At 58.5% G+C, this 19,934-nt stretch carries 21 protein-coding genes and 1 pseudogene; 4 read left to right on the top strand and 18 right to left on the bottom strand.

Translation table 11 applies throughout. From position 1 onward, the window contains the following. Nucleotides 1-7: 7 nt before the first annotated feature. The 6 genes from CIP100161_RS01650 to cspE all read right to left on the bottom strand — a co-directional run bounded on the left by CIP100161_RS01650 (nt 8) and on the right by cspE (nt 6,186). Nucleotides 8-1,762 carry an ABC transporter permease subunit gene (locus tag CIP100161_RS01650; RefSeq protein WP_155871411.1) on the bottom strand — a complete coding sequence of 585 codons (1,755 nt, stop codon included), beginning with the start codon at nt 1,760-1,762 and terminating at the stop codon, nt 8-10. Beyond that, on the bottom strand, nt 1,763-3,250 hold the full coding sequence (locus CIP100161_RS01645) for an ABC transporter substrate-binding protein (protein ID WP_155871409.1): 1,488 nt from the start codon (nt 3,248-3,250) through the stop codon (nt 1,763-1,765). Further along, nucleotides 3,247-4,494, bottom strand: a complete 1,248-nt coding sequence (locus CIP100161_RS01640; protein WP_155871407.1) for an MFS transporter — start codon at nt 4,492-4,494, stop codon at nt 3,247-3,249. Before CIP100161_RS01640 ends, CIP100161_RS01645 begins: the two co-directional genes overlap by 4 nt. Next, entirely contained in the window at nt 4,491-5,198 is a 708-nt protein-coding gene (locus CIP100161_RS01635) for an ATP-binding cassette domain-containing protein (RefSeq protein ID WP_155871405.1), read from the bottom strand. Before CIP100161_RS01635 ends, CIP100161_RS01640 begins: the two co-directional genes overlap by 4 nt. Beyond that, a complete protein-coding gene (locus CIP100161_RS01630) occupies nt 5,195-5,812 on the bottom strand; it encodes an ATP-binding cassette domain-containing protein (protein ID WP_155871403.1) in 618 nt (205 codons plus the stop codon). The genes CIP100161_RS01635 and CIP100161_RS01630 overlap by 4 nt, the downstream gene beginning before the upstream one ends. A gap of 170 nt (nt 5,813-5,982) precedes the next feature. After that, a complete protein-coding gene (cspE, locus tag CIP100161_RS01625; RefSeq protein WP_155871401.1) occupies nt 5,983-6,186 on the bottom strand; it encodes a transcription antiterminator/RNA stability regulator CspE in 204 nt (67 codons plus the stop codon). Nucleotides 6,187-6,455: 269 nt separating this feature from the next. On the opposite strand from cspE, the gene CIP100161_RS01620 reads away from it, so the two are divergent. Beyond that, the gene (locus CIP100161_RS01620; RefSeq protein ID WP_155871399.1) at nt 6,456-8,792 is read left to right on the top strand and encodes a DEAD/DEAH box helicase; all 2,337 of its coding nucleotides are present in this window, start codon (nt 6,456-6,458) and stop codon (nt 8,790-8,792) included. Here CIP100161_RS01620 and CIP100161_RS01615 read toward each other — a convergent pair. From CIP100161_RS01615 to ssd, 7 genes are read right to left on the bottom strand one after another with little or no spacing between them, the layout of a single operon-like run. Continuing rightward, a complete protein-coding gene (locus CIP100161_RS01615) occupies nt 8,782-9,108 on the bottom strand; it encodes an Rv3654c family TadE-like protein (protein ID WP_155871397.1) in 327 nt (108 codons plus the stop codon). The genes CIP100161_RS01620 and CIP100161_RS01615 overlap by 11 nt on opposite strands. Beyond that, on the bottom strand, nt 9,105-9,380 hold the full coding sequence (locus CIP100161_RS01610; protein WP_155871395.1) for a hypothetical protein: 276 nt from the start codon (nt 9,378-9,380) through the stop codon (nt 9,105-9,107). Before CIP100161_RS01610 ends, CIP100161_RS01615 begins: the two co-directional genes overlap by 4 nt. Further along, nucleotides 9,377-9,574 (bottom strand): DUF4244 domain-containing protein, encoded by a 198-nt coding sequence (locus CIP100161_RS01605; protein ID WP_155871393.1) that lies wholly within the window; start codon nt 9,572-9,574, stop codon nt 9,377-9,379. Before CIP100161_RS01605 ends, CIP100161_RS01610 begins: the two co-directional genes overlap by 4 nt. 23 nt (nt 9,575-9,597) lie before the next feature. Next, complete coding sequence (locus tag CIP100161_RS01600) at nt 9,598-10,176, bottom strand: type II secretion system F family protein (RefSeq protein ID WP_155871391.1); 579 nt, start codon at nt 10,174-10,176, stop codon at nt 9,598-9,600. Then, nucleotides 10,176-10,922, bottom strand: a complete 747-nt coding sequence (locus CIP100161_RS01595) for a type II secretion system F family protein (RefSeq protein WP_155871389.1) — start codon at nt 10,920-10,922, stop codon at nt 10,176-10,178. The genes CIP100161_RS01600 and CIP100161_RS01595 overlap by 1 nt, the downstream gene beginning before the upstream one ends. After that, on the bottom strand, nt 10,919-12,016 hold the full coding sequence (locus CIP100161_RS01590; protein WP_155871387.1) for a TadA family conjugal transfer-associated ATPase: 1,098 nt from the start codon (nt 12,014-12,016) through the stop codon (nt 10,919-10,921). The genes CIP100161_RS01595 and CIP100161_RS01590 overlap by 4 nt, the downstream gene beginning before the upstream one ends. After that, entirely contained in the window at nt 12,009-13,046 is a 1,038-nt protein-coding gene (ssd, locus tag CIP100161_RS01585) for a septum site-determining protein Ssd (RefSeq protein ID WP_155871385.1), read from the bottom strand. The genes CIP100161_RS01590 and ssd overlap by 8 nt, the downstream gene beginning before the upstream one ends. Nucleotides 13,047-13,517: 471 nt before the next feature. On the opposite strand from ssd, the pseudogene CIP100161_RS01580 reads away from it, so the two are divergent. Further along, nucleotides 13,518-14,407, top strand: a pseudogene (locus tag CIP100161_RS01580) (HAD family hydrolase). On the opposite strand, the gene CIP100161_RS01575 reads toward CIP100161_RS01580, so the two are convergent. Next, nucleotides 14,345-14,998, bottom strand: a complete 654-nt coding sequence (locus CIP100161_RS01575) for a hypothetical protein (protein ID WP_155871383.1) — start codon at nt 14,996-14,998, stop codon at nt 14,345-14,347. The pseudogene CIP100161_RS01580 and the gene CIP100161_RS01575 overlap by 63 nt on opposite strands. A 127-nt stretch (nt 14,999-15,125) precedes the next feature. Between CIP100161_RS01575 and CIP100161_RS01570 the strand changes: the two genes are divergently transcribed. Beyond that, the gene (locus CIP100161_RS01570; RefSeq protein ID WP_155871381.1) at nt 15,126-15,626 is read left to right on the top strand and encodes a phage holin family protein; all 501 of its coding nucleotides are present in this window, start codon (nt 15,126-15,128) and stop codon (nt 15,624-15,626) included. Between the two features lie 87 nt (nt 15,627-15,713). Further along, nucleotides 15,714-16,652: an alpha/beta fold hydrolase gene (locus tag CIP100161_RS01565; protein WP_155871379.1), complete on the top strand. Its 939-nt coding sequence runs from the start codon at nt 15,714-15,716 to the stop codon at nt 16,650-16,652. Here CIP100161_RS01565 and CIP100161_RS01560 read toward each other — a convergent pair. The 4 genes from CIP100161_RS01560 to nth are packed head-to-tail and all read right to left on the bottom strand — an operon-like array spanning nt 16,649 to nt 19,916. After that, the gene (locus CIP100161_RS01560; protein WP_155871377.1) at nt 16,649-17,833 is read right to left on the bottom strand and encodes a MarP family serine protease; all 1,185 of its coding nucleotides are present in this window, start codon (nt 17,831-17,833) and stop codon (nt 16,649-16,651) included. The two genes, CIP100161_RS01565 and CIP100161_RS01560, sit on opposite strands and share 4 nt — an antisense overlap. Before the next feature lie 34 nt (nt 17,834-17,867). Continuing rightward, nucleotides 17,868-18,611: an NUDIX hydrolase gene (locus CIP100161_RS01555; RefSeq protein ID WP_155871375.1), complete on the bottom strand. Its 744-nt coding sequence runs from the start codon at nt 18,609-18,611 to the stop codon at nt 17,868-17,870. Then, complete coding sequence (locus CIP100161_RS01550; RefSeq protein WP_155871373.1) at nt 18,608-19,168, bottom strand: TlpA disulfide reductase family protein; 561 nt, start codon at nt 19,166-19,168, stop codon at nt 18,608-18,610. Before CIP100161_RS01550 ends, CIP100161_RS01555 begins: the two co-directional genes overlap by 4 nt. After that, nucleotides 19,161-19,916: an endonuclease III gene (nth, locus tag CIP100161_RS01545; RefSeq protein ID WP_155871371.1), complete on the bottom strand. Its 756-nt coding sequence runs from the start codon at nt 19,914-19,916 to the stop codon at nt 19,161-19,163. Before nth ends, CIP100161_RS01550 begins: the two co-directional genes overlap by 8 nt. Nucleotides 19,917-19,934 lie beyond the last annotated feature (18 nt).

The raw sequence follows: 19,934 nt of genomic DNA, 5'->3' as shown, positions 1-19,934 counted from the left end.
CTTGAGGTTAAGAAGCCACGTCAACCGCTTGTCGACGCCCCACGCTGTCCGTGGCCAAGGCTGCCACCACCCCTAACGCCACCAGACACAACATCGGACCAATAGCCATCCACGGTGCACGCTCTAGGTAGTGCGTAGATTCTTCTAAGATCACTCCCCAGTCGGGGCTACCAACGCTTGCTCCCACACCAAGGTAACCCAGCGCAGCCAAGGAGATAGCGTTGTGAGCGATCCGCCCCACCGCATGACGAACCACAGCGAGGGTGGTCCATGGCAGCACGTGGTGCCGAAGCAAATGCCACCGGCTTGCGCCCATTGTTGCAGCGTAGCGATAGTGGCCACTAGCGCGGGCTTCTTGAACAACCGCCGCACAGTGGGAGGCCAGCGGGATCCACCCCACCATCAGCACGGCGATCGCGGCAGTGGTGGTGGAAGGCCCTAGGGCACCGGCGAGGATAAGGCCAAGGAGGACCGCTGGGAAGGCGTTGAGAACGTCGCCAATGTGGAGCACCCAGCTGCCTAAATGCCCTGCAATCAGCCCGATAACTGCACAGAGGGCAGTTACGAGGACGGCCACGCCGATGGAGTAGCTAAAGCCGTCGGCAAGGCGCGCCCAGATGTCACGACCCAGCTGGTCGGCACCCAAGGGATGAGCTGCCGAATAACTAGCAAAGCGATCATCGGCATTGATCGCCGCGCTGCGGATCATGCCTGCTGCAACGGCAATCAGCGGAATCGCCGCGACAATAAGGCTGACGCGGTCAAACACAACGCTGGTAGCAGTTGTGCCGGTACTCAGCGATACGCCCGCCACATCGCCTTCGAGGCGGCGCAGAATGACTCGGCGCAGCGTGGTGGACACAACGCCGCTGAGCGCACCCACCACCAAAACCACAAACACCGCCGCCTGGAGCACCGGGAGATCCGAGTTCAGGGCGGAATCGACAACAGTGCGCCCAAAACCTGGGATGTTAAAGGTCACTTCTACTGCTGCGGTACTAGCCAATGTGCCAGCAAAAAAGAGCGTGAGCAGCGGGATCGTGGGCACAAAACTACGCCATAACAGAGCACGGGTGATCCGGTTGTGCGCAACACCATTAATGCGCCATGCCTCAACCCACGGTTCTTGGGACGCAGAATCCGCAGAGATCAACAACACCCTGCCATACACACCACCTGCGCATACTCCCAGCGCAAGAGACGGTAACACCATGTGCGCGGGAGATGACCAACCGCCAACCGGCAAAATGCGCAGCGTCAGCGCACACAACCACAGCAGGATCACAGCCACCACAAAGTCCGGCAGCGCAGCAAGGGCTGCTAAAAGTTGTGGAGCTGCTACTCCCCCACGCCGTCCTCGGGCAGCACCCGCAATGCGCGGTGCCACAATGAGCACCGCCACGATCAGACACAGCACAGTGGAGACAAAGGTCAGCGTAGCGGTGATCCCCAAACCGTGCGTGGCTTGGGACCACGCACCTTGCGCTGGATTGACCCAAGAGGTGCCAAAGTCACCGCGAGCGACTCCAGAAAACCAGCGGGACACCGATTCCCACGGAGTGCGTGGGAGATCAAATTGCTCGCGGATCGCGTTGAGAAGTTCAGGAGTCGCCTCGCGCTCGCGCTCACGTGCTCGAAGAACAGCAAAAGCGGGTTCACGGCCGGTAAACCACGGCAACAATGCGGTGGCTACCAAGGCGAGCACGTAGGTTGCCACCGCAATGGCAACCGTGGCGAGGGTGCGAGGCGATCTCATGGTCATTTACTTCTTAGCGGTCTTCTTAGTCTTTTCGGTGATCAGGGAACGTTCCATCGGGTCGACAGCAAGGCCTTCCACGTCTTTGGACACCACGAGCAGCTGCTCATGTGCGAGTGGCACCACAGAGCCGGTTGCTACAACGTCTGCGCCGATTGTTGCAGCATCTTTCAGACGTATATCAAGGTTCTTCTCGCTCTTAGCTGCAGCGATCTTCTTGTCGATCTCTGGGTCGCACAGGCGCGACAAGTTGTAGCTGCCCTCACAGGTGAAGTCGGTGTCGAGGAAGGCAACGGGGTCACCGGCGCCGATCATGTAGCTGCGGGAACCGATCACAGCGTCGAAGGAGCCGTCGAGAAGCCGGTTTTCTAGGGGTGCATAATCGGCGATCGTGATGTCCACGTTAAAGCCCAAAGCACGCAGCTGGTCAGCAATCAGGTTAGCGGTTTCGGGTAGCTCAGCACGAGAATCCCAGGTGGCAAGGCGAACGGTCTTACCCTTGCCAATGCCGGCATCCGCAGGTGCGCCGGCAAGCGGCTTTGCCTTCTGAGCCCACTGAGCATCAAGGTTAAACAGCGAGCCCTCGGCCTTGTTGGCCTTGCCCTCATAGATCTTGTCCACGATCGCATCTGTCTTGATAGCACCAGCAACTGCGGTACGCAGCTTGGCATCCGCAAATACGCCCTTTTCGGCATTGAGGTGTAGCAACACTGCGCGCGGCAGGTGAACGTCGGTGACCTGGGCGTCGGAAAGCTCTGGCAACGCAACCACTGGCACGCCCTTGATCACGTCGAAGTCTCCTGCGCGGAATGCGTTGGCGCGAGCCGCACCATCTTCGATGAAGGACACCTTCAACGCGCTGGTTTCTGGGGTGCCGTTCCAGTAGTCGGCAAATGCCTCGGCGCTAACGGAACCATCGGATTCCTTCTTTACCAGCTTGAAGGGGCCGGTGCCGTGGTTGAACGGATCGGGGTTTTCGCCAGCGTAGGCATCCTTGGACAAGATGGCAGCACCTGGGTCGGTGAAGCGCTGCACAAGGATCGGGTCGGCTTCTGAGGCAGTGATGGTGACCTCGGACTCGCCGGTAGCCTCGACCTTCAGGTCGTCCTTACCCAGCCCCTTCGGGCGAGTTGCGGCAGAAAGCGCATGATCGAGGGCGTTTTTCACAACCTCGCCGGTGAGTTTGGAGCCGTCGTGGAAGGTCACGTCCTTACGTAGGGTCAGCACCGCGGTGTGGTCGTCTTTCATCTCCCACTTCTCGGCGAGAACAGGATTGAGTTTGCCGTTCTCATCCAGGGTGACAAGGGTTTCCACGGCTCCCATGCGTAGGTTAAGCACGGCGTCGTCGGAGTACGGCGAGAAGTCCGCAACTGGATTGAACTGTAGTGCCACGCGCAGGGCTTCGTCGTTGCTTTGCCCAGCGTCGGTGAAGCAGCCGCTCAAGGTGGTAGCAACGGCGAGGGTTGCTACTGCGAGGCCGAGTTTTTTCTTCATTGTGTGATGTCTACTTTCTGTTTTTCTTTCAGTTGTGCCAGTCCCACTGCGGAGACAGCGAGTACTGCAACCATGATGAGCCACGGGATGGCGGCCATCGGTTGTGTGGTTTCGGCATGGTCGAGGGTCGCACCCACGGCTAGAGAGCCAAGGAGCACCGCCAGCCCACCGAAGCTGTTGAGGAATCCGTAATAGGACCCAAGATTGTTGTTTTCTGCAAGATCGCCGACGAGGTCGCGTGCGATCGGCACGGCGATCATGATGCCGGTATGCAGCAAGACCATCATGACGGCTGCCGGTATGTAGGCACCCCATCCCTCCAGCTCAAGGCATGTCGACGCCCCCGCCACCACCGCAAAACTCACCGCCATGAGGCCGAACCCACCCCCAAGGGCCACCGTCGCTGCTTGGCGTTCCGCCCAGCGCGTCACATGAGATTGCAAGGCGATCACCAACACCGCCGAGACGGCAAAGAACCACCCCAGCGCCTCGTCGGAACCGGTAGCTCTGCGCAGCTCCACCGGTAGCGCCAAGTATTGCTGGTTGTAGGCCAGCAGGTAGGTGGAATACAGCAGGGCAAAGACGACGAACTTTTTGTTACGAATCACCTCACCCCATACCGCCACCATGCTGGGGGTTTGCGTGCGTTGTGGCTGTACCGCGGCGGACCATCTGCGTTGGAGTGCGAGATGCATGATAAAAATTCCGCCAAAGATAGCTGCGCCGGCGATAGAAACGGTGGCAAATCCGAGGGGAATAAGCACCGCGCCAATCACGGGGCCGGTGAGTGTTCCCATGCGGGAGTAAGCCTCGTCGAGGGCAAAAAGACGTGCGCGAGTAATCACGCCAAGTTTTTCTAGGCGGTGGCCTTCGGTGGCAAAGATGGATTCCACGGCCGGTGAGAACAGCGCGGCGGCAAAACCGATCAGAACCACGCCGAGGGTCATTATGGTCACGGTGTGAGCTAGTCCGACGGTGAGAAACCCGACCACGCGAATGGCGACGCCGATCAGCAGGATGGGGCCAGCGCCAAATTTGTCTGCTAGTCCGCCACCGAAGAAGAACAGTCCCTGTTGGCTAAAGGTGCGGATCCCTAGCACTAGTCCCACTATGGCGCCCGAGGCACCTAGGTTTTCGGATAGTTGCACGGCTAGGAATGGCACAACGAGGTAAAACCCAATGTTAAACAGCATTTGGGTGACCAGCAGGAAGGTAATGTGGACGGGCAGTTTGGCACGGGTCACTGGGTGAGTTCCTTTGCTGCCATCAAAAATGCGGCCACTTCGGGGTCAGTGGTGTCTACGTTGTCGGCTGGACCGTGGTAGCGCACGGTGCCGTCCATCATGATGAGAAGGTCATCGCAGGTGGCACGCAGTGCGGTGACGTTGTGCGAGACAAAAATTACTGTCGACGACGACCCCAGCAGCAGATCCTGCAAGAGGCGTGCGGTGTCGTGGTCGAGAGCTGAGAATGCCTCGTCTGCGACCACCAGTTCCGGTTCTCCCAGCAGCGCCCGCGCGATAGCCACTCGCTGCCGCTGCCCACCAGAAAGCTGCCGAGGTGTGCGCTGCGCGATTTCTGGTTCTAGCCCCAGCGCGGCGAGCATGGCAGGAATACTTTCTTGCAAACGCTGCAGCTCACGGACCTTATCGGCGTGGCCGCGCAGCCGGATTACTTGGGGTTCGATGATACATTCGGCGACGGTCATACGCGGGCACAGTGATGAGCCTGGATCTTGCGGAATGTAGCCGACTACGTTGGCGTGGATATCTACCAACCCAGAATCTGGGGTGAGCATGCCCGTAATCAGGGAGATCAGTGTGGTTTTGCCAGCACCGGAGGGACCAATCACGCCGAGTTTGTCACCAGTGTGAACGCTAAAAGTCAGGTTTGTCACGCGTCCTGCCACGCTGGCACCGTGAAACTCGACGAGTGCGGATGTGCTCATAGTTGGGTCACCTTCCCGTCGGCAACATGGAAGCGTCGGCTGCCTAGGCGACGCGCCACCCCCATCGAGTGTGTTGAGATCGCCACGGCGCCACCTGTGGCACTCTGAAAAGCTCGTAGTGCGTCAACCACCGCCAGCGTTGCCACAGGATCCAGTGCGGAGGTGGGTTCGTCGGCAAGCAAAAGCTTAGGGTTAGAGGCAATCGCCCCTGCAATAGCCACTCGCTGCCGCTGCCCACCAGAAAGCTCCAGCGGATAACGACGCGCCAATTCAGAGGTGATTCCGCAATCCGCTAACGCCTGGCGAGCCGCGTGTGGATCCTCTGCCATCAACCGCACCTGTTTTTCACAGCGCATCAACGGGTTAAGAGATCCCAAGGAATCCTGCATAATCAACGCTGCTCGCTGCGCACGCTGAATGCTTCCCCGCACGGTAATGCCCGCTGTATGCACACCACATAACGCACGTAGCAGCATGGTTTTTCCAGAGCCGTTACGGCCGGTGATTGCAATGGTGTCGCCACGAAAGATGTCGAGCTCGTCGACGTGGACAAGACGGACGCCACCAGTTGTTTCGATGGTTACGTCCCGCATACTCACTATCGGGGCTTCCATGGTGTTCTCCTAGGGGCGCTCTTTTCTATTGAATATGATTCGTTTTTCAACAGACAGTGAGAGATAAGCTTAGCGCACACAATGACTTTTCCTCTAGACATGACAAAAGGCCCTAACATCCCATCAATGTTGGACGTTAAGACCTCTTGTAGCTAGCGTGAACGAGCTAATTAGATAGCGTGAACCTGCTGTGCCTGAGGACCCTTGGCACCCTCGCCGACCTCGAACTCAACCTTCTGGTTCTCTTCGAGGGTACGGAAGCCGTTGCCCTGGATCTCGGAGTAGTGGACGAAGACGTCAGCGGAGCCGTCCTCCGGAGCGATGAAGCCGAAACCTTTTTCAGCGTTGAACCACTTCACAGTTCCCTGTGCCATAACAAAAACCTAACTTCTAGAACTATCGGTGAATACCGAATTGCAGTGGGAGCCGTTCATCCTCACACTTCGGAAACACGACGAGGCTTCTTAATAGCAAAAAGACCCGCAGATCACCTTCGTAAAAATGCCTCTTAGCGCTGGGGGTTCGCCCCGTTGCCAAGATCGGCGACCAGACCCAAGTGTGTCACGTTTTTCCAAACAAAAACAGGGATTTTTTTCAACTGGTAGATTGTTGCAGGTCAGCATGGACGAGGCAAAGGTCACACATGAGCAGTAATAGCCCCTTTATGGGGTACCAATTGGGCGAAGAACTCGCCGAATCCGTGGCACAGCGTTACCCCAATTCCACATGCACGCACATCGAAAACATCCCGCCGCGTAGCGCCCGCTACCTGCCATGGCCTGCATGGACAGCACCTGAGCTACAACAGGAGTTGGAACGTCGCGGCATCGCGCAGCTGTATTCCCACCAAGCCCAAGCAGCCGATCTAGCGTGGACCGGCACCAATGTTGTGGTTGCCACTGGTACATCGTCGGGAAAATCATTGAGCTACCTGCTGCCGATCCTGTCGGCCATGAGCCAAGACCCCCAAGCATGCGCGCTGTATCTCACCCCCACCAAGGCGTTGGGCTCCGATCAGCTTGCCCACGTGATGTCGCTTGTGCGAAACGTGGATACCCTCGCAGGGATTCACCCTGCGCCTTACGACGGCGACACTCCCACCGATGCCCGCGCCGGCATCCGCGAACAATCCCGTTTCGTATTTTCCAACCCCGACATGCTGCACACAGGCATTTTGCCAAACCATCAGCGATGGGCCAGATTCTTTCGACACCTTCGATTCATCGTGATCGACGAGTGCCACTCCTACCGTGGCGTTTTCGGCGCTGCCGTAGCACTGGTCATCCGCAGACTCCTGCGCCTCGCCGCGCGCTACGGCAGCACTCCCACAGTCATGCTAGCGTCGGCCACCAGCAACGATCCCGCAGCCCATGCCAGTACGTTGATCGGCCAGCCCGTCGTGGCTGTCACCGAGGACGGTGCCCCCACGGGGGCGCGCACTGTCATGCTGTGGGAGCCGGGGTTTGTCGATGGTGCAGAGGGCGAAAACGGCGCTCCGATTCGTCGTGCCGCATCCACGGAGTCGGCGGGCATCATGGCCACGCTCATCGCTGCAGGTGCGCGCACGTTGACCTTCGTGCGCTCGCGCAGGCAGGCTGAGGTGGTGGCACTGCGCTGCGCCGAAGAGCTCGCCTACCATGGCCGACACGACTTTGCTTCGCGAGTCGCAGCGTATCGCGCAGGCTACCTCGCCGAGGATCGTAGGGCTCTTGAACGCAAGCTTGACGACGGCGCCCTGCTGGGCGTGGCCAGCACCAATGCTCTAGAGCTTGGCATTGACGTTGGTGGCCTCGACGCCGTGGTGACCGCCGGCTACCCAGGCACCGTTGCCAGTTTTTGGCAGCAGGCAGGTCGCGCCGGCAGACGTGGCCAAGGCTCGCTGGTCACCTTGGTTGCCCGCGATGACCCCATGGACACCTATCTTGTTCACCACCCCGAAGCTTTGTTGGGTCGACCGATGGAAAAGATCGTGTTCGACCCCCACAACCCACACATTTTAAGTGGTCACCTGTATTGTGCTGCGGCAGAATCCCCGCTCACAGAAGCCGAGATCGACGCATTAAACGCACGTGAGGTAGCCCAGCAGTTAGCTCACGACGGCTACCTGCGCCACCGTCCCACCGGGTGGTTTGCAGTAGAACAACCAGGCCAGCCCCCTGCCCATTCCTTGGTTAGCCTGCGCGGCAGCGGTCACCATGTTGCCATCGTGGACCGTAGCGATGGCCGCCTCCTTGGCACCATTGACAGTGCACGTGCGGCCTCCCAAGTCCATCCCGGCGCGGTATATCTACACCAAGGCGAGACTTTTGTTATCGAAGAGCTTGATGACCAAGTGGCGTTGGCGGTTCCGGATCAGCCGGATTATCAGACGTTTGCGCGTTCCACCACTGATATTCGCATCGTGGGTGAGGTGGTTAAGGTGTGTAATCCAGCTCCTGGCCTGTGGGTATCCAACCTGGTGGTGGAGGTCACCGACCGCGTGGTGGGTTACACCATGAAGGCGTCTGATGGGTCTGTGCTGGCAATGGTGCCGCTGCAGATGCCGCCGCAAACATTGGTTACTCGTGCGGTGGCGTACACCATCGATCCGCTTGTGTTGGATTCCTTGGGCATTACCGACGTTCCTGGTGCGCTGCACGCCGCCGAACATGCGGCGATCGGTTTGTTGCCGCTTATTGCCACCTGTGACCGATGGGATATTGGTGGGGTGTCAACCGCGGAGCATCCCGATACTGGCCTGCCCACGGTGTTCGTGTACGACGGTCACCCAGGGGGTGCAGGGTTTGCCGACTGCGGGTACGAGCGCTTCTCCGAGTGGATTGCCACCACGTTTGAGGCCATCCGTTCCTGCCAGTGCGAGTCGGGGTGCCCATCGTGCGTGCAATCACCCAAGTGTGGCAATGGCAATGATCCGTTGAGCAAGGAGGGTGCCATTGCACTACTGGGGGCTATGTGCACGATGTTGGGTGTTACTCCCTGATAGGCCCAGCTCGTGCGGTTGCGCGTTGCTCCCGCACGGACGTGGTGAGTTCCACGTCCTCGCCATCGATTGTGCACTCGGCTAGTTCTGCGTGATGAGCTGCAGCTACGACTCGCGCTTGCGCACATGCGTCGTGGCCTTGGGCATGCGACCATGCTGCGGCCACGGCTGTCATGTCTGCTGCTAGCTGGGCTTGGTGCGTGTCTACTGTGCGGGTTGCAAGCGCAACGATTGCAAAGAACATTGCGCTCAGAAACAGTGCTGCGCCTGCACCCACGACGGTAGCGTTGCCATGGTCGTTGTCTAGCAGGTTCATGGCATCATCTCTTTGGGAAAACTCGCCTCGGCGCTACGTATTCCCAGCGGGGAGCCCACATGGGCGTACACGGTGACCATGTCGCCGGTGGTATCGACGTCTATGTGGCCTCGCGAGGGTATGTATGGTACTCCGATGGCATGGGCGCGGGCAGCGGCGTTTGCTTGGTCGATAGCAGAGATCTGGGCTGCTATCGTGACGATGCCTGTACTCATGAGGGCGGTGAGAACAATAACGCTAGCCCCTGCGATGGCGGCTTCTAGGGTGCTCATTTACCCGGCGCGTTGTTGAGTGCATTGGTGATAATACCTTCCAGCGCATCGGCAACTGCCCCACTGGAAGCGACGAGGTATAGTGCGCCGGCAAGGGCGGTAGCCGCCACTGCCCCTAATGCGTATTCGATGGTAGTCATACCACTATCGTCGCTGGTGAGAAGGCGAAAACGGGTCACAATGGTGGTCAACATGATGGGGTTCCTTTCGGTGTTTTTTAGAGGATGTCCATGCCTAGGCTGATCGCTACTGGGGCGAGACCTAGGAGGAAGAATGCGGGCAGAAAGCACAGCGTGAGTGGTAGGGCGATAAGCACTCCAGTGCGTTCCGCTTGGGCGGTGTAGGTGTCGAGTGCATGGTCGCGCAGGGATCGAGCAATTCGTTCACAGCCGGCAGCGATCGATGCTCCCGACGCATCTGCTGCTCGCATGACCGCGACGACTGCTACGAGCCCCTCGGTGTTTGCTAATGGTGTACATGCCCGCGACACGGGCACTCCTAAGAAAGCCATGGCTGCTACCTGTCGCCATGGTTCTGCGTCTGCCGCAGAGCTTGTGGTTGCTGCCACTGCCGCGCATGCTTGGGCAAGGGATAATCCTGCTCGCGATGTGGCAACGAAGATGTCGAGTTGTTCTGCGGCAGCGTGATAATCACAACGGGTGCGTAGTCGCTGGTTGTAGGCCATAAGTGCCGATAGCCACGATGGCAGTGCCAGCTTGGTGTCGGTGCTCATCCGCGGTGGCGGGGTGGTGAGGAAAATTGCTGCTGCGAGGATGAATGCGCTAAGCGATAGCATTATCCCACCGCCTTGATTAAGGCTTGCGACCAGAGCAGCCCTGCACATTGCAGTGCCGTTCCGACGATGAGCAGGGTTTGGCCTATGCCGTTGTTGAGTAAGAATTCTAGGACGGGTGCGCCTAGGCCGATGCCCATTCCTAGCCCAAAAAGTGGCAGGAGGCTCAGCAAAATTGCGGTTGCTTGCGCTCCTTGAAGTGCTGCTTTGGTGCGATCTCGGTGCCGCAGGCGGTCATCAATTTCATTGTGGAGCTGTTCTACAAGGGGCACCACGCTAATACCGTGGGTTTCTGATAGCTTCCATACCCTAGCGACCCGCTGGAGACCCGCAATGCTGTGAGAGTAGTCGGCTAGAACGTCGGCGGCTGATCCGCCAGCGCGTGCACGTCGAGCAGCAGCAGCACACGCGGCAGCAAGAGGTGCATGCGCTGTGGGTTCTTGGGCTACCCGTGCTAGCGCATCCCAGGTGCTGAGCCCGCAGCGTAGATCACCGGCGATGATACCGAGTGCGCTGCTGAGCGCTTCTTGGGTGGTTCGCAGTGCGCGATTGGCACGGATTCCTATTACGGTTCGTGTTGCCGTTGCCGCGATCAGGACTGCTGCGATCAGAACCGGCTCCCAGATCACCAACATGATAGGAAGCAACACGAGAGCCGCAAGACCCACTATTTTATTGCGCACAATTGGTTTCCAGTGCACGCTAGGAACACCACAGGCCAACGCACATAACACTAAAGACACACTCATGCTTCCTCCCAGATCACGTGCGGAGTTACGGGAGTTCCGGCAAGTTCCCCGATTTGATGCAGCCGCCGCCCCTGCGGTGTCGACCGCATAACGATCACCACAGGGCGTGCCGCGGCAAGCTGCGAATGCAGTGCGTTTCTATCCAATCCACCCACGGCAGCTAGGGCTTCCAAACGTGCGGGAACCTCCCGTAAGGAGTTGGCATGCAAAGTACCTGCGCAACCATCATGGCCAGTATTCAGCGCCGCCAGCAGGTCTACCACTTCTGCGCCGCGAATCTCGCCAACAACAATGCGGTCTGGACGCATGCGCAGCGCTTGACGCAGCAGGTCAGTCATAGTGATGTGACCACGGCCTTCGGTGTTACTAGACCTCGAGATCAGCTTGACCACGTGGGGATGCACCGGCTGCAACTCCGGGGTGTCTTCGATACAGATAATGCGTTGGTCGTGGGCCACGGTGGCCAGTAATGCGCTGAGCAATGTGGTTTTCCCGCTGCCGGTTCCACCCACGATCAGCAACGGGCGTCGTTCGCGCACGAGATTTTCTAGAATCTGCGCCACCTCCGCTGTAAAAGTATTATGCGACATAAGATCCGCCATACTCACATCCGCTTGACGCAGCACGCGAATAGAAATCAGTGGCCCCGATTCTGATGGTGGCGAAAGAACGGCGTGGACGCGAAGACTACTGCCGTCGTCACGCGTAATACGACCATCGGAGTAACATTGCGCACTATCTAAACGATTCCCAGACGCCACAAGTAGGCGCGTTGCCAGTCGCATGACTTCCCCCTCATCATCAAAACATGGTGCCGCTTGTTCCAAGCCACGGCCGCGATCAAACCACACCCCGTGTGTACCGTTGACCACGATGTCGGTCACCCCTGGAATCGCTAACACATGCTCCAGCGGGCCAACACCAACGGAATCGTGGCGGATCTGCCGCAAGATCTCGAGGACCTCCACATCACCGATCACACCGCCTGCATAACGCCTCACCACCTGCGCCAACGAGGTTCCCGCTGCCGCATCGGGATGCTCCGCCACGTAGCGTTGTACTTCTTCTGCAATACGTTGCCGCTGGTCACCCATCGATGTGGCTCCTAAGTTCTGCGAGGGGGCGTCGTAACGCCCGCGGTATTGTGGCCATTCCGCCAAGTTCCACCTCGCGCGGCAGCCCCTTGATGGTCGGGATCGTCACAACGATGTCTGCGCCGGTAACGCGGGTTACTTCGTCGCGGTCCACGCTCGACCAGGCTCGCTCTCGCAGCACGCCTACCACGTCTACTTTGCGACGTCGCAACCACGGCACCAATTGCGCCGCAGCGGCCACGGAACGGATTTCAGCCGGCACGAGCAACACCACAAGATCTGCCAGATCGACACACGATTCGAGCAGCACATGGTGGCGCTGCACGTCGATAATGATGGGGCATGTTCCGCGAACGCTTTCCACAACGCCGCGCAACTGTTGCTCCGCTACTCGCGTCACGCTATCGCGCGTAGCGGCTAGGATTCGGATATTGGGCTCCACACAGGGCAATGAGGCTAGCAATTCCGAGGCAGGGACTTTCTCGCCACTATCGGGCACGTCATCCCAGCGAATACCCGGATCGTCTTCTTTACCCAGCAACAGATCAATGCCACCAGAAAAATGCTCGGTATCAATCAGCAGAGCCTCACGGTAATCGACTGCCAGAGCCGCACACAGTGTCGACGTCCCCGCACCTCCCGCCGCCCCAATCACGGCAATCACTGGATATTTCCCAGCACGCGGCGCAACATCCCGCCTGCCTAATGCTTTTAAAAGTTCTGGGGATTGAGCCGGCACGATAACAGCCAACTCCGCGCCGCTTTTCATGGCCTTCTCATAGTCGATAGGGCCAGGTTCTGCTTCGAGGTACATAACGCGCGTATCTGCCGGCAGGCTAGTCATGTGCGGCGCGGTGGTGGCGTCGACAAGCACCGCTGCCACGCGGTGAGCATAGCGACTAATCTCGCGTGGATCCGTGGTGTCTATGCATTCGCGTCCGGTAGCGGCCACGATGTGGAGCGCTTCTGGGTGAATGGTGGGGTTGGCTACTGCAACGAGGACAGGTGCGCTGGGGTGTGGTGTGTTCATGCCTCGCAGTGTGCCGGCTTCTCACACCAGCGCGCAGAACGCCTCAGGTAAGCCTGTGAATAACCCACCGCCAACAGGTGATTTGGATCACAAAATAGGCATTCCTGTGGATAACTTCCACCCATCGATCAATACAGTCAGAAGGCGCCGGGTATTTTGGGGAAATAACACCCATAAAACAATTAAGGGCGGTTCGCGCTCGGGGGGGGTGTGCGCGAACCGCCACCCGGCCACAGGGGGGCGGACCGGGGCAGGCCACACTGTATATCGGGGCCTTGCACACATATTATGACATAGACCAGCAAAATGAGCAATCCTCGATTTTTCACTTCCTCACGGGTGGCCCCAAGCCACCCCCGCACAGCCTGTGAGCGCACGCAACGAAACCCCACCTACCGCCCTGACACAACAGCGCATACACTGGTGGCCACAAACACTGGACGCAGCAACCCCAAGGAGGCCCTGACCTTTATGAATGCACCCAAGCTGGATACCCACCAGCCCCGCATCGCGGCCTTCTTCGATCTTGATAAAACCATCATTGCCACGTCCTCCGCGTTGGCCTACGGGCGGGAGTTCATGCACTCGGGGCTCATTACCCCCGCCGAGGCCCTCCAGATGTCCATGGCCAAAGCAACCTACATGTTTTCTGGCTACTCCAGCGAACAAATGGATCACACCAAAAACCAGCTCGCCCATCTCATCACCGGCTGGAACGAAGAACAAGTACGCGAGATCGCCAGCGACACTCTCCACAGCGTTGTCGCCCCCGCCATCTATGCCGAAGCTCGCGACCTCATCCACATGCATCAAGAAGCCGGTCACGACGTAGTAATCATCTCTGCGTCTGCCCGGATCCTCGTAGAGGCAATCGCCGCAGAGCTAGGTGTCGATCAAGTAGTTGCAACAGAACTGACCGTTGTAGATGGCAAATTCACCGGCGAAGTCCCGTTCTATTGCAAAGGGGCTGCGAAAGCACAAGCAATCCTTGATCTCACCGACAAGCGCGGCTATCAACTGGACCACAGCTTCGCCTACTCCGATTCCATCACCGACCTCCCCATGCTTGAGGCAGTGGGCAACCCACGAGCCGTCAATCCTGATCGTGCCCTCAAAAAAGTTGCCATTGATCGCGATTGGGAAATCCATACGTTTAAAAATCCGGTAGCCCTTTTTAACAAACCCACTAAACGTGATCTCCAAATATCCACCGGCGTAGCAGCTGGCGTAGCAGCCGTGGTTGGCTCTGTGATGTGGTGGAATAAACGCAACTCCAGCGCCCCACAGGCTTAAAATCCCTACACGGCCGCAGCGATAGATTCTGCCTCAGCCGCACCCGCTATCCAGGCACGCAGATGTAAAGCGACAAAGTCTGCGGCTGCATCGGCACTGTCAGCCCAGTGGTCAGCGCACCTTTGATAATCGTCGTGGTGCCTACGCAGGTAGGGCTCGGGAACGCAGAGCCCACGCGGATCAAAACCCAGACCATAGGCAAGAACTCGGGAAGCCACCCGAGCGACAATCGCAGAGCGCGGCCCAAAGGGGGCATGGGCAAGGATTTCACCGTGGACCACGGCTGGGCCAAGCCCCGCATGCGGCCGCGCTGCAATAAATCCCGCTAAAGATTGCAATGCAACACTTCCCTGTTCTGGCCTTCCGGTGCCACCGCTGAGGACGTCGATACGCGCGAGCAACTGTAACGGCGCGCGCACGAATGTGGTGGCGCTTCGCTCGATAAGGTCGGGGGCTAGCACGCTGTAGGCGCTGATATGGTGTTGCTCACTGATCTGTGGCGTTAACTGAGCGCTGCTACGCGCTCCTCTGAGCACACCTTCAGCACTGGTGAGGTCGCTTCGACGCAAACTTACTGGTCGACGGTGTACAGCAGCGATTGCCGACTCGGCTTCGGTAAGCAGGGTGCGGATGTCTTCTCGGTCGAGCAAACCATTCATAGCTGCCCATGATCCTCGCTAAGACTACAAAACGGCAACAATTAGCCCACAAAATTCACCCTCGGCGCAAATTCGTGGCAACATTGGGGATAACTGTTTTAAATCAATGATCTGGAGGGACCGACCCGTGAGCAACGACAAGGGCTTTTTCACCGAGGGCAATGACGCGTTCGAGGCGAAGGTCAACGCAATTCCGCTGACCGATGTAGATGCCACCAACAAGGGATCCATCGGATCCTTGGTTAGCGATGCCACCGCGCAAATGTCCTCCTTGTTCCGCGCGGAGGTCGAGCTCGCTAAGACCGAGCTTGCCGTTGAGGCTAAAAAGGGTGTGATCGGCGGCGGCATGTTCGGCGTTGCCGGCACCATCGCTTTGTACAGCTCTTTCTTCTTTTTCTTCTTCCTCGCCGAGCTACTCAACTCGTGGATGGAACGCTGGGCTGCTTTCTTGATCGTGTTCCTGTTCATGTTGGTTCTCGCCGGCGTGCTTGCGCTGGTTGGTTTTAAGAAGGTCAAGAAGATCAGCAAGCCAAAGGAGACGATCAACTCCGTTAACGAGCTGAAAAAGCTTGTCCCAGGTAAGGCTCAGGCAAAGCTCGAGGCAAGCAACCGCGGCCTCTACAGCTAGTGCACAGTTAAAGCCCCACGCTCATTGATCTAACAACGCCTCCGTTTTCGGGGCGTTGTTATGTTATTTAGAAGGAGCCACCCCGATATGGCGGCGTTTTTTAAGCGCAGCAACCACTCCCCCGAGGTTCCACCAGCGCCGATCTCGCCACACGTTGTGGAACTCGACGGGCCATTTAGCCATATCATGCTCCATACCCGTGGCGTGCGCCTGCATGCGGCAACTGCTGGCGACCCCGCCAACCCCCTGATCGTGTTACTCCACGATTCTTTCGGCGGCTGGTTTGATTTCAAAGAATGCCTCGCCCCCCTTGCGGCGGCGGGTTTTCATGTTGCCGCCATTGATTTCCGTGGCTACGGCCTCTCCGACAAGCCGCCTACGGGCTACGATCACTACCTCGCAACCGGCGACATCGCCGGCTCGATCCGTACTTTGGGCCACGAGTCCGCGCATGTGATCGCCTGCGGTTCCGGTGCCGCGATTGCGTGGCTGCTTGCGGCGAACTACCCGCGCCACGTTGCCTCGTTGACCACCATGGGAGCGATTCACCCCCTTGATATCCGCCGCGCCATCATCGACAGACCGTGGCTTTTTACCTATCCGGTCAGCATGACCACAATGTTTCGACTCCCCCGAGTCCTCAGTAAGCGCCTGTGGCGGCTGAAGGATACGTGGGTTGAGCGCGACCTACGGCGGTGGACGTCGTTAAGCTTCCAAACAAGCCCCGAATTCGCAGACACACTAGCGCTACGCCGCCTCGCCATGTCCATTGACTCCACCTTCCCCGCGGTGGCCAAAACCTCGCGTTATGTGGTCAATGTGCCGCCGCTGAAGTGGGCATCGCAGCGCGTCACAGCCCCTACACGGGTGCTTGTCGACGCCTCCCCCTACGCCCGCTACCTCGCACGACGTGCAGCATCACGCTGCACTGGGGACTTTGACACGTTCAGTATCCCCAGCACGCGAATGCGTCCGCATCTAGAAGACCCAGCAGCTTTTGTTGCCCAGGTGCTCAAATTTCTTTAGTTCACCACGCACTGCTGCGTGGTCACGGAGGTGTGCAGCGCACTGGTATCGCCCACCATATTGAGCACTTCTTTGGCGGTGAGGGCATAGCCAATATCTGTGGCGTCGACGGAAGCGCCGAAAACCACACCGATGACATTGCCTTCGGTATCCACCATCGGGCCACCGGAGTTGCCTTGGCGGATGCTGCCGCGTGCGGTATAGGATTCGCGCTCCACGCGGCCGTTGGCGTAGATGTCGGGGCCTGCGATGATAATGCGGTCGCTGATACGCGCCGGTGCTGCCTCAAAGGGGCCGGATTCTGGGAAGCCCATCACGATAGCGTCTGCGCCTGTTTCTGCAGGTTCGGGCGCCCACTGTAGTGCGGGCAGGTTGAGCCCCTCTGCTTCGAGCACAGCTATGTCGAGCTGTGGGTTGTAATAAACCACGGTGGCATCGACCATGCCCACCACGGTGTCGAGGCTGACGCGCTCGGTTCCGGCTACCACGTGAGCGTTGGTCATCACGTGGGTGGCATCAACAACAAATCCAGATCCCATCAGGCGTCGGCTGCATTCTTCTGATTCGCCCAGCACGTGGATCACCGAGGGCCGCAGGCGTTCTACCAGCGCGGTGTCCGACACCTTGATAGCGGGTGCTTCCACTTGGCTGGAGTGCTGCTTTTCCATAAACGGCGACACCAGTGGCGGCAGGCCGCTCTCGTTGAGCATTGCCGAGATTTTCGACGGCAGAGCAGACAACTGCGAAGGTGCACCGTGGTCGACGAACCCTAAGATCTCAGAGTTTTTAATCCCCTGCGATAGGCCACCGCTTAGCCCTGTGGCCAGCGGAATTGATACCAGCCATGCCACCAACAGCGTAGCTAGGGCCTGGAACACGGACCCAATGGCGGAATCTATCCACATGGATTTCTTCCACAAGAAATGATCCCGAAGTTGGGCGCCTAAAATTCCACCGACGAGGTTGCCCACGCCAACAAGCAAAATCATAGTGCCTAGGGCCAGCAAGAACCGCAGGGCAACATGCTCGGTCAGCCCCATCACAAAGGGCGCTGTTGCCGCGCCACAGATAAGCCCTGCTACAACGCCAAGGGTTGAAAGCACTGAGGATACCGCGCCTTGCCGCCAGCCGGTAAAAATTGCGATCACTAACGCGATCACGATGGCAGCGTCGACTGTCATTCCGGGTGTCACTGTCGTGTCGTGCCTTCCTGCATTACGTCAAACGCTCGTTGTTCCGGGAACGAGCAAGGGTGTCGTATAGATCGTAGTGCTTGTGCGACTCCCACGGCTGTTCCCATCCCGCTTGGTAGAGCATTGCGTCTAAGAGTCCACCGGTAAAACCCCAAATAATAAAGTCGTTGATCCGAAACGCCGGTCCAGACCAACGGTCAAATTCCACTGTGAGTCGGTTTCTGGGATCAACCAATTCCGCGATGGGGATTGCGGCAACCGAGTCGGCTTCGTTGGGACTTACCACCCCAACGCGACTCGGCGTGTGCCAATAGCCCAGCACGGGGTGCACTGGGTATCCGGTAGCGCGGATATGCAGCATGGGAAAAGTGACCAGAGGTGTCACGCTCATGCGGTCCACACCGGTTTCCTCCCACGCTTCCCGCAACGCACAATCGACCACATTGCGGTCGACGGGGTCCATCCGGCCACCGGGGAACGCAATTTGGCCAGAGTGCGATCGCATCGTCGGTGAGCGATGCGTGAGAAGCACGGTGGCGTCGTCAGGCAAGGTGTGTGCGAGGGGATCTCCTGCGAGCAGCATGAGTACAGCTGCTTGTTTGGTGGTTTCGGTGCGTTGCGGCGGGGCAAGAACGCGGCGTAGTCGATCGCAGATAACACCGTTGGTAACGTCGTTTACGAGGGGCGCCAGCCATCGTGGCGCGTATTCGGGCCGCAGGTCCGTGTTGCGCCCTGGGACATCTGGCTGCGGAAAATCTAGGGTCATGCCGCTTGAACCTTGCTCATCACTGCGGCTTCTAAGTCTTCGTAGGAGTTGAATGCGCGCGGGATGAAGGAGTTGAGGGAGCCGTCGGCGTTGAGGACAACGGTGATGGGAACGACGTTTGGCAGGCCCAAGGCCCCAGCAAATGCATTGTGGTTGTCTTGCAGGGAGGGCATATTAACGCCGAGGTCGTTGAGCAGCGCAGCGCCGTTGGCAGCTTTGGTGTCGGCATGCACGCCGATCACGCGCAGTTCGGGATGCTGGTGCGCCAAGGTATCAAAGAGTGGCAGTTCAGCACGGCACGGTTCGCACCACCAAGCCCACACATTGACCACGGTTATGCTTGGATCCACTGTCGACGCACCAGAGTACCCGCCAAGGCAATCGAGCTGCACTCCTGCGACTAGGGTCACATCGCAGTCGGGGCGCGTTGCTATCTGTTGAGCGTCCGCGATAACGCTTTCAGTAGCGGGGTCGTCATGCTTTCCCACTATCAGGCTGATCAGCACGGCAAAGACGGCCACAAATACGCCAGCAGAAATCAACATCGTTTTACGCATTCTTAATACCTGCCATCTGAAGTAGGTGTTCGCGATTGTCACCGGTGACTAAAGATTCTGCACGCAGCAGATCTGTGGGTCCTACCTCCCCGTAGCTGGGGCAGCGCGGCGCAAGGAAGCACGCCCCACATGCAGCGGTACGAGAGTGGCATACGCGACGTCCATGGAAGATGATCCGGTGCGAAAACATGGTCCATTCTTTTTTCTCGATCAGATCGGCTATCTCACGTTCCACTTTGACGGGGTCTGTTTGGGTAGTCAGGCCGAGTCGTCGCACAAGGCGCCCAAAATGCGTATCGACGGTCAACCCAGGGATATCAAAGGCGTTACCGCGCACTACATGGGCGGTTTTTCGCCCCACCCCTGGCAAGCTGACGAGGCTTTCTAGGTCACGGGGGATCTCGCCGCCAAAGTCTGTGACTAGTTTTTGTCCGATGCCGATCAAATGCGCTGCTTTTGCTTTATAAAAACCGGTGGGGCGGATTATTTCTTGTAGCTCGACTTCGTTGGCACTCGCATAGGCTTCTGCGGTGGGATACTTGGCAAATAATGCTGGGGTGACTTGGTTGACGCGTACGTCGGTACATTGGGCGCTGAGCACCGTGGCGACGGTGAGTTCAAGTGGGTTATTAAAGTCCAGCTCACAGTGGGCGTCGGGATATGCTTTGGCCAGTTCCCGATTGATAGCGCGTGCGCGACGCTTGACCGCCAGTGCGGTGGGCTGCTGGGCAAGGTCAGGTCTACTCATGCCCTCTACCTTAACGTG

The sequence above is a fragment of the Corynebacterium rouxii genome (assembly GCF_902702935.1).
Classification (GTDB): domain Bacteria; phylum Actinomycetota; class Actinomycetes; order Mycobacteriales; family Mycobacteriaceae; genus Corynebacterium; species Corynebacterium rouxii.
Note: the sequence above shows the minus strand (reverse complement) of the source record. Positions and strands in the feature narration are given on the sequence as shown.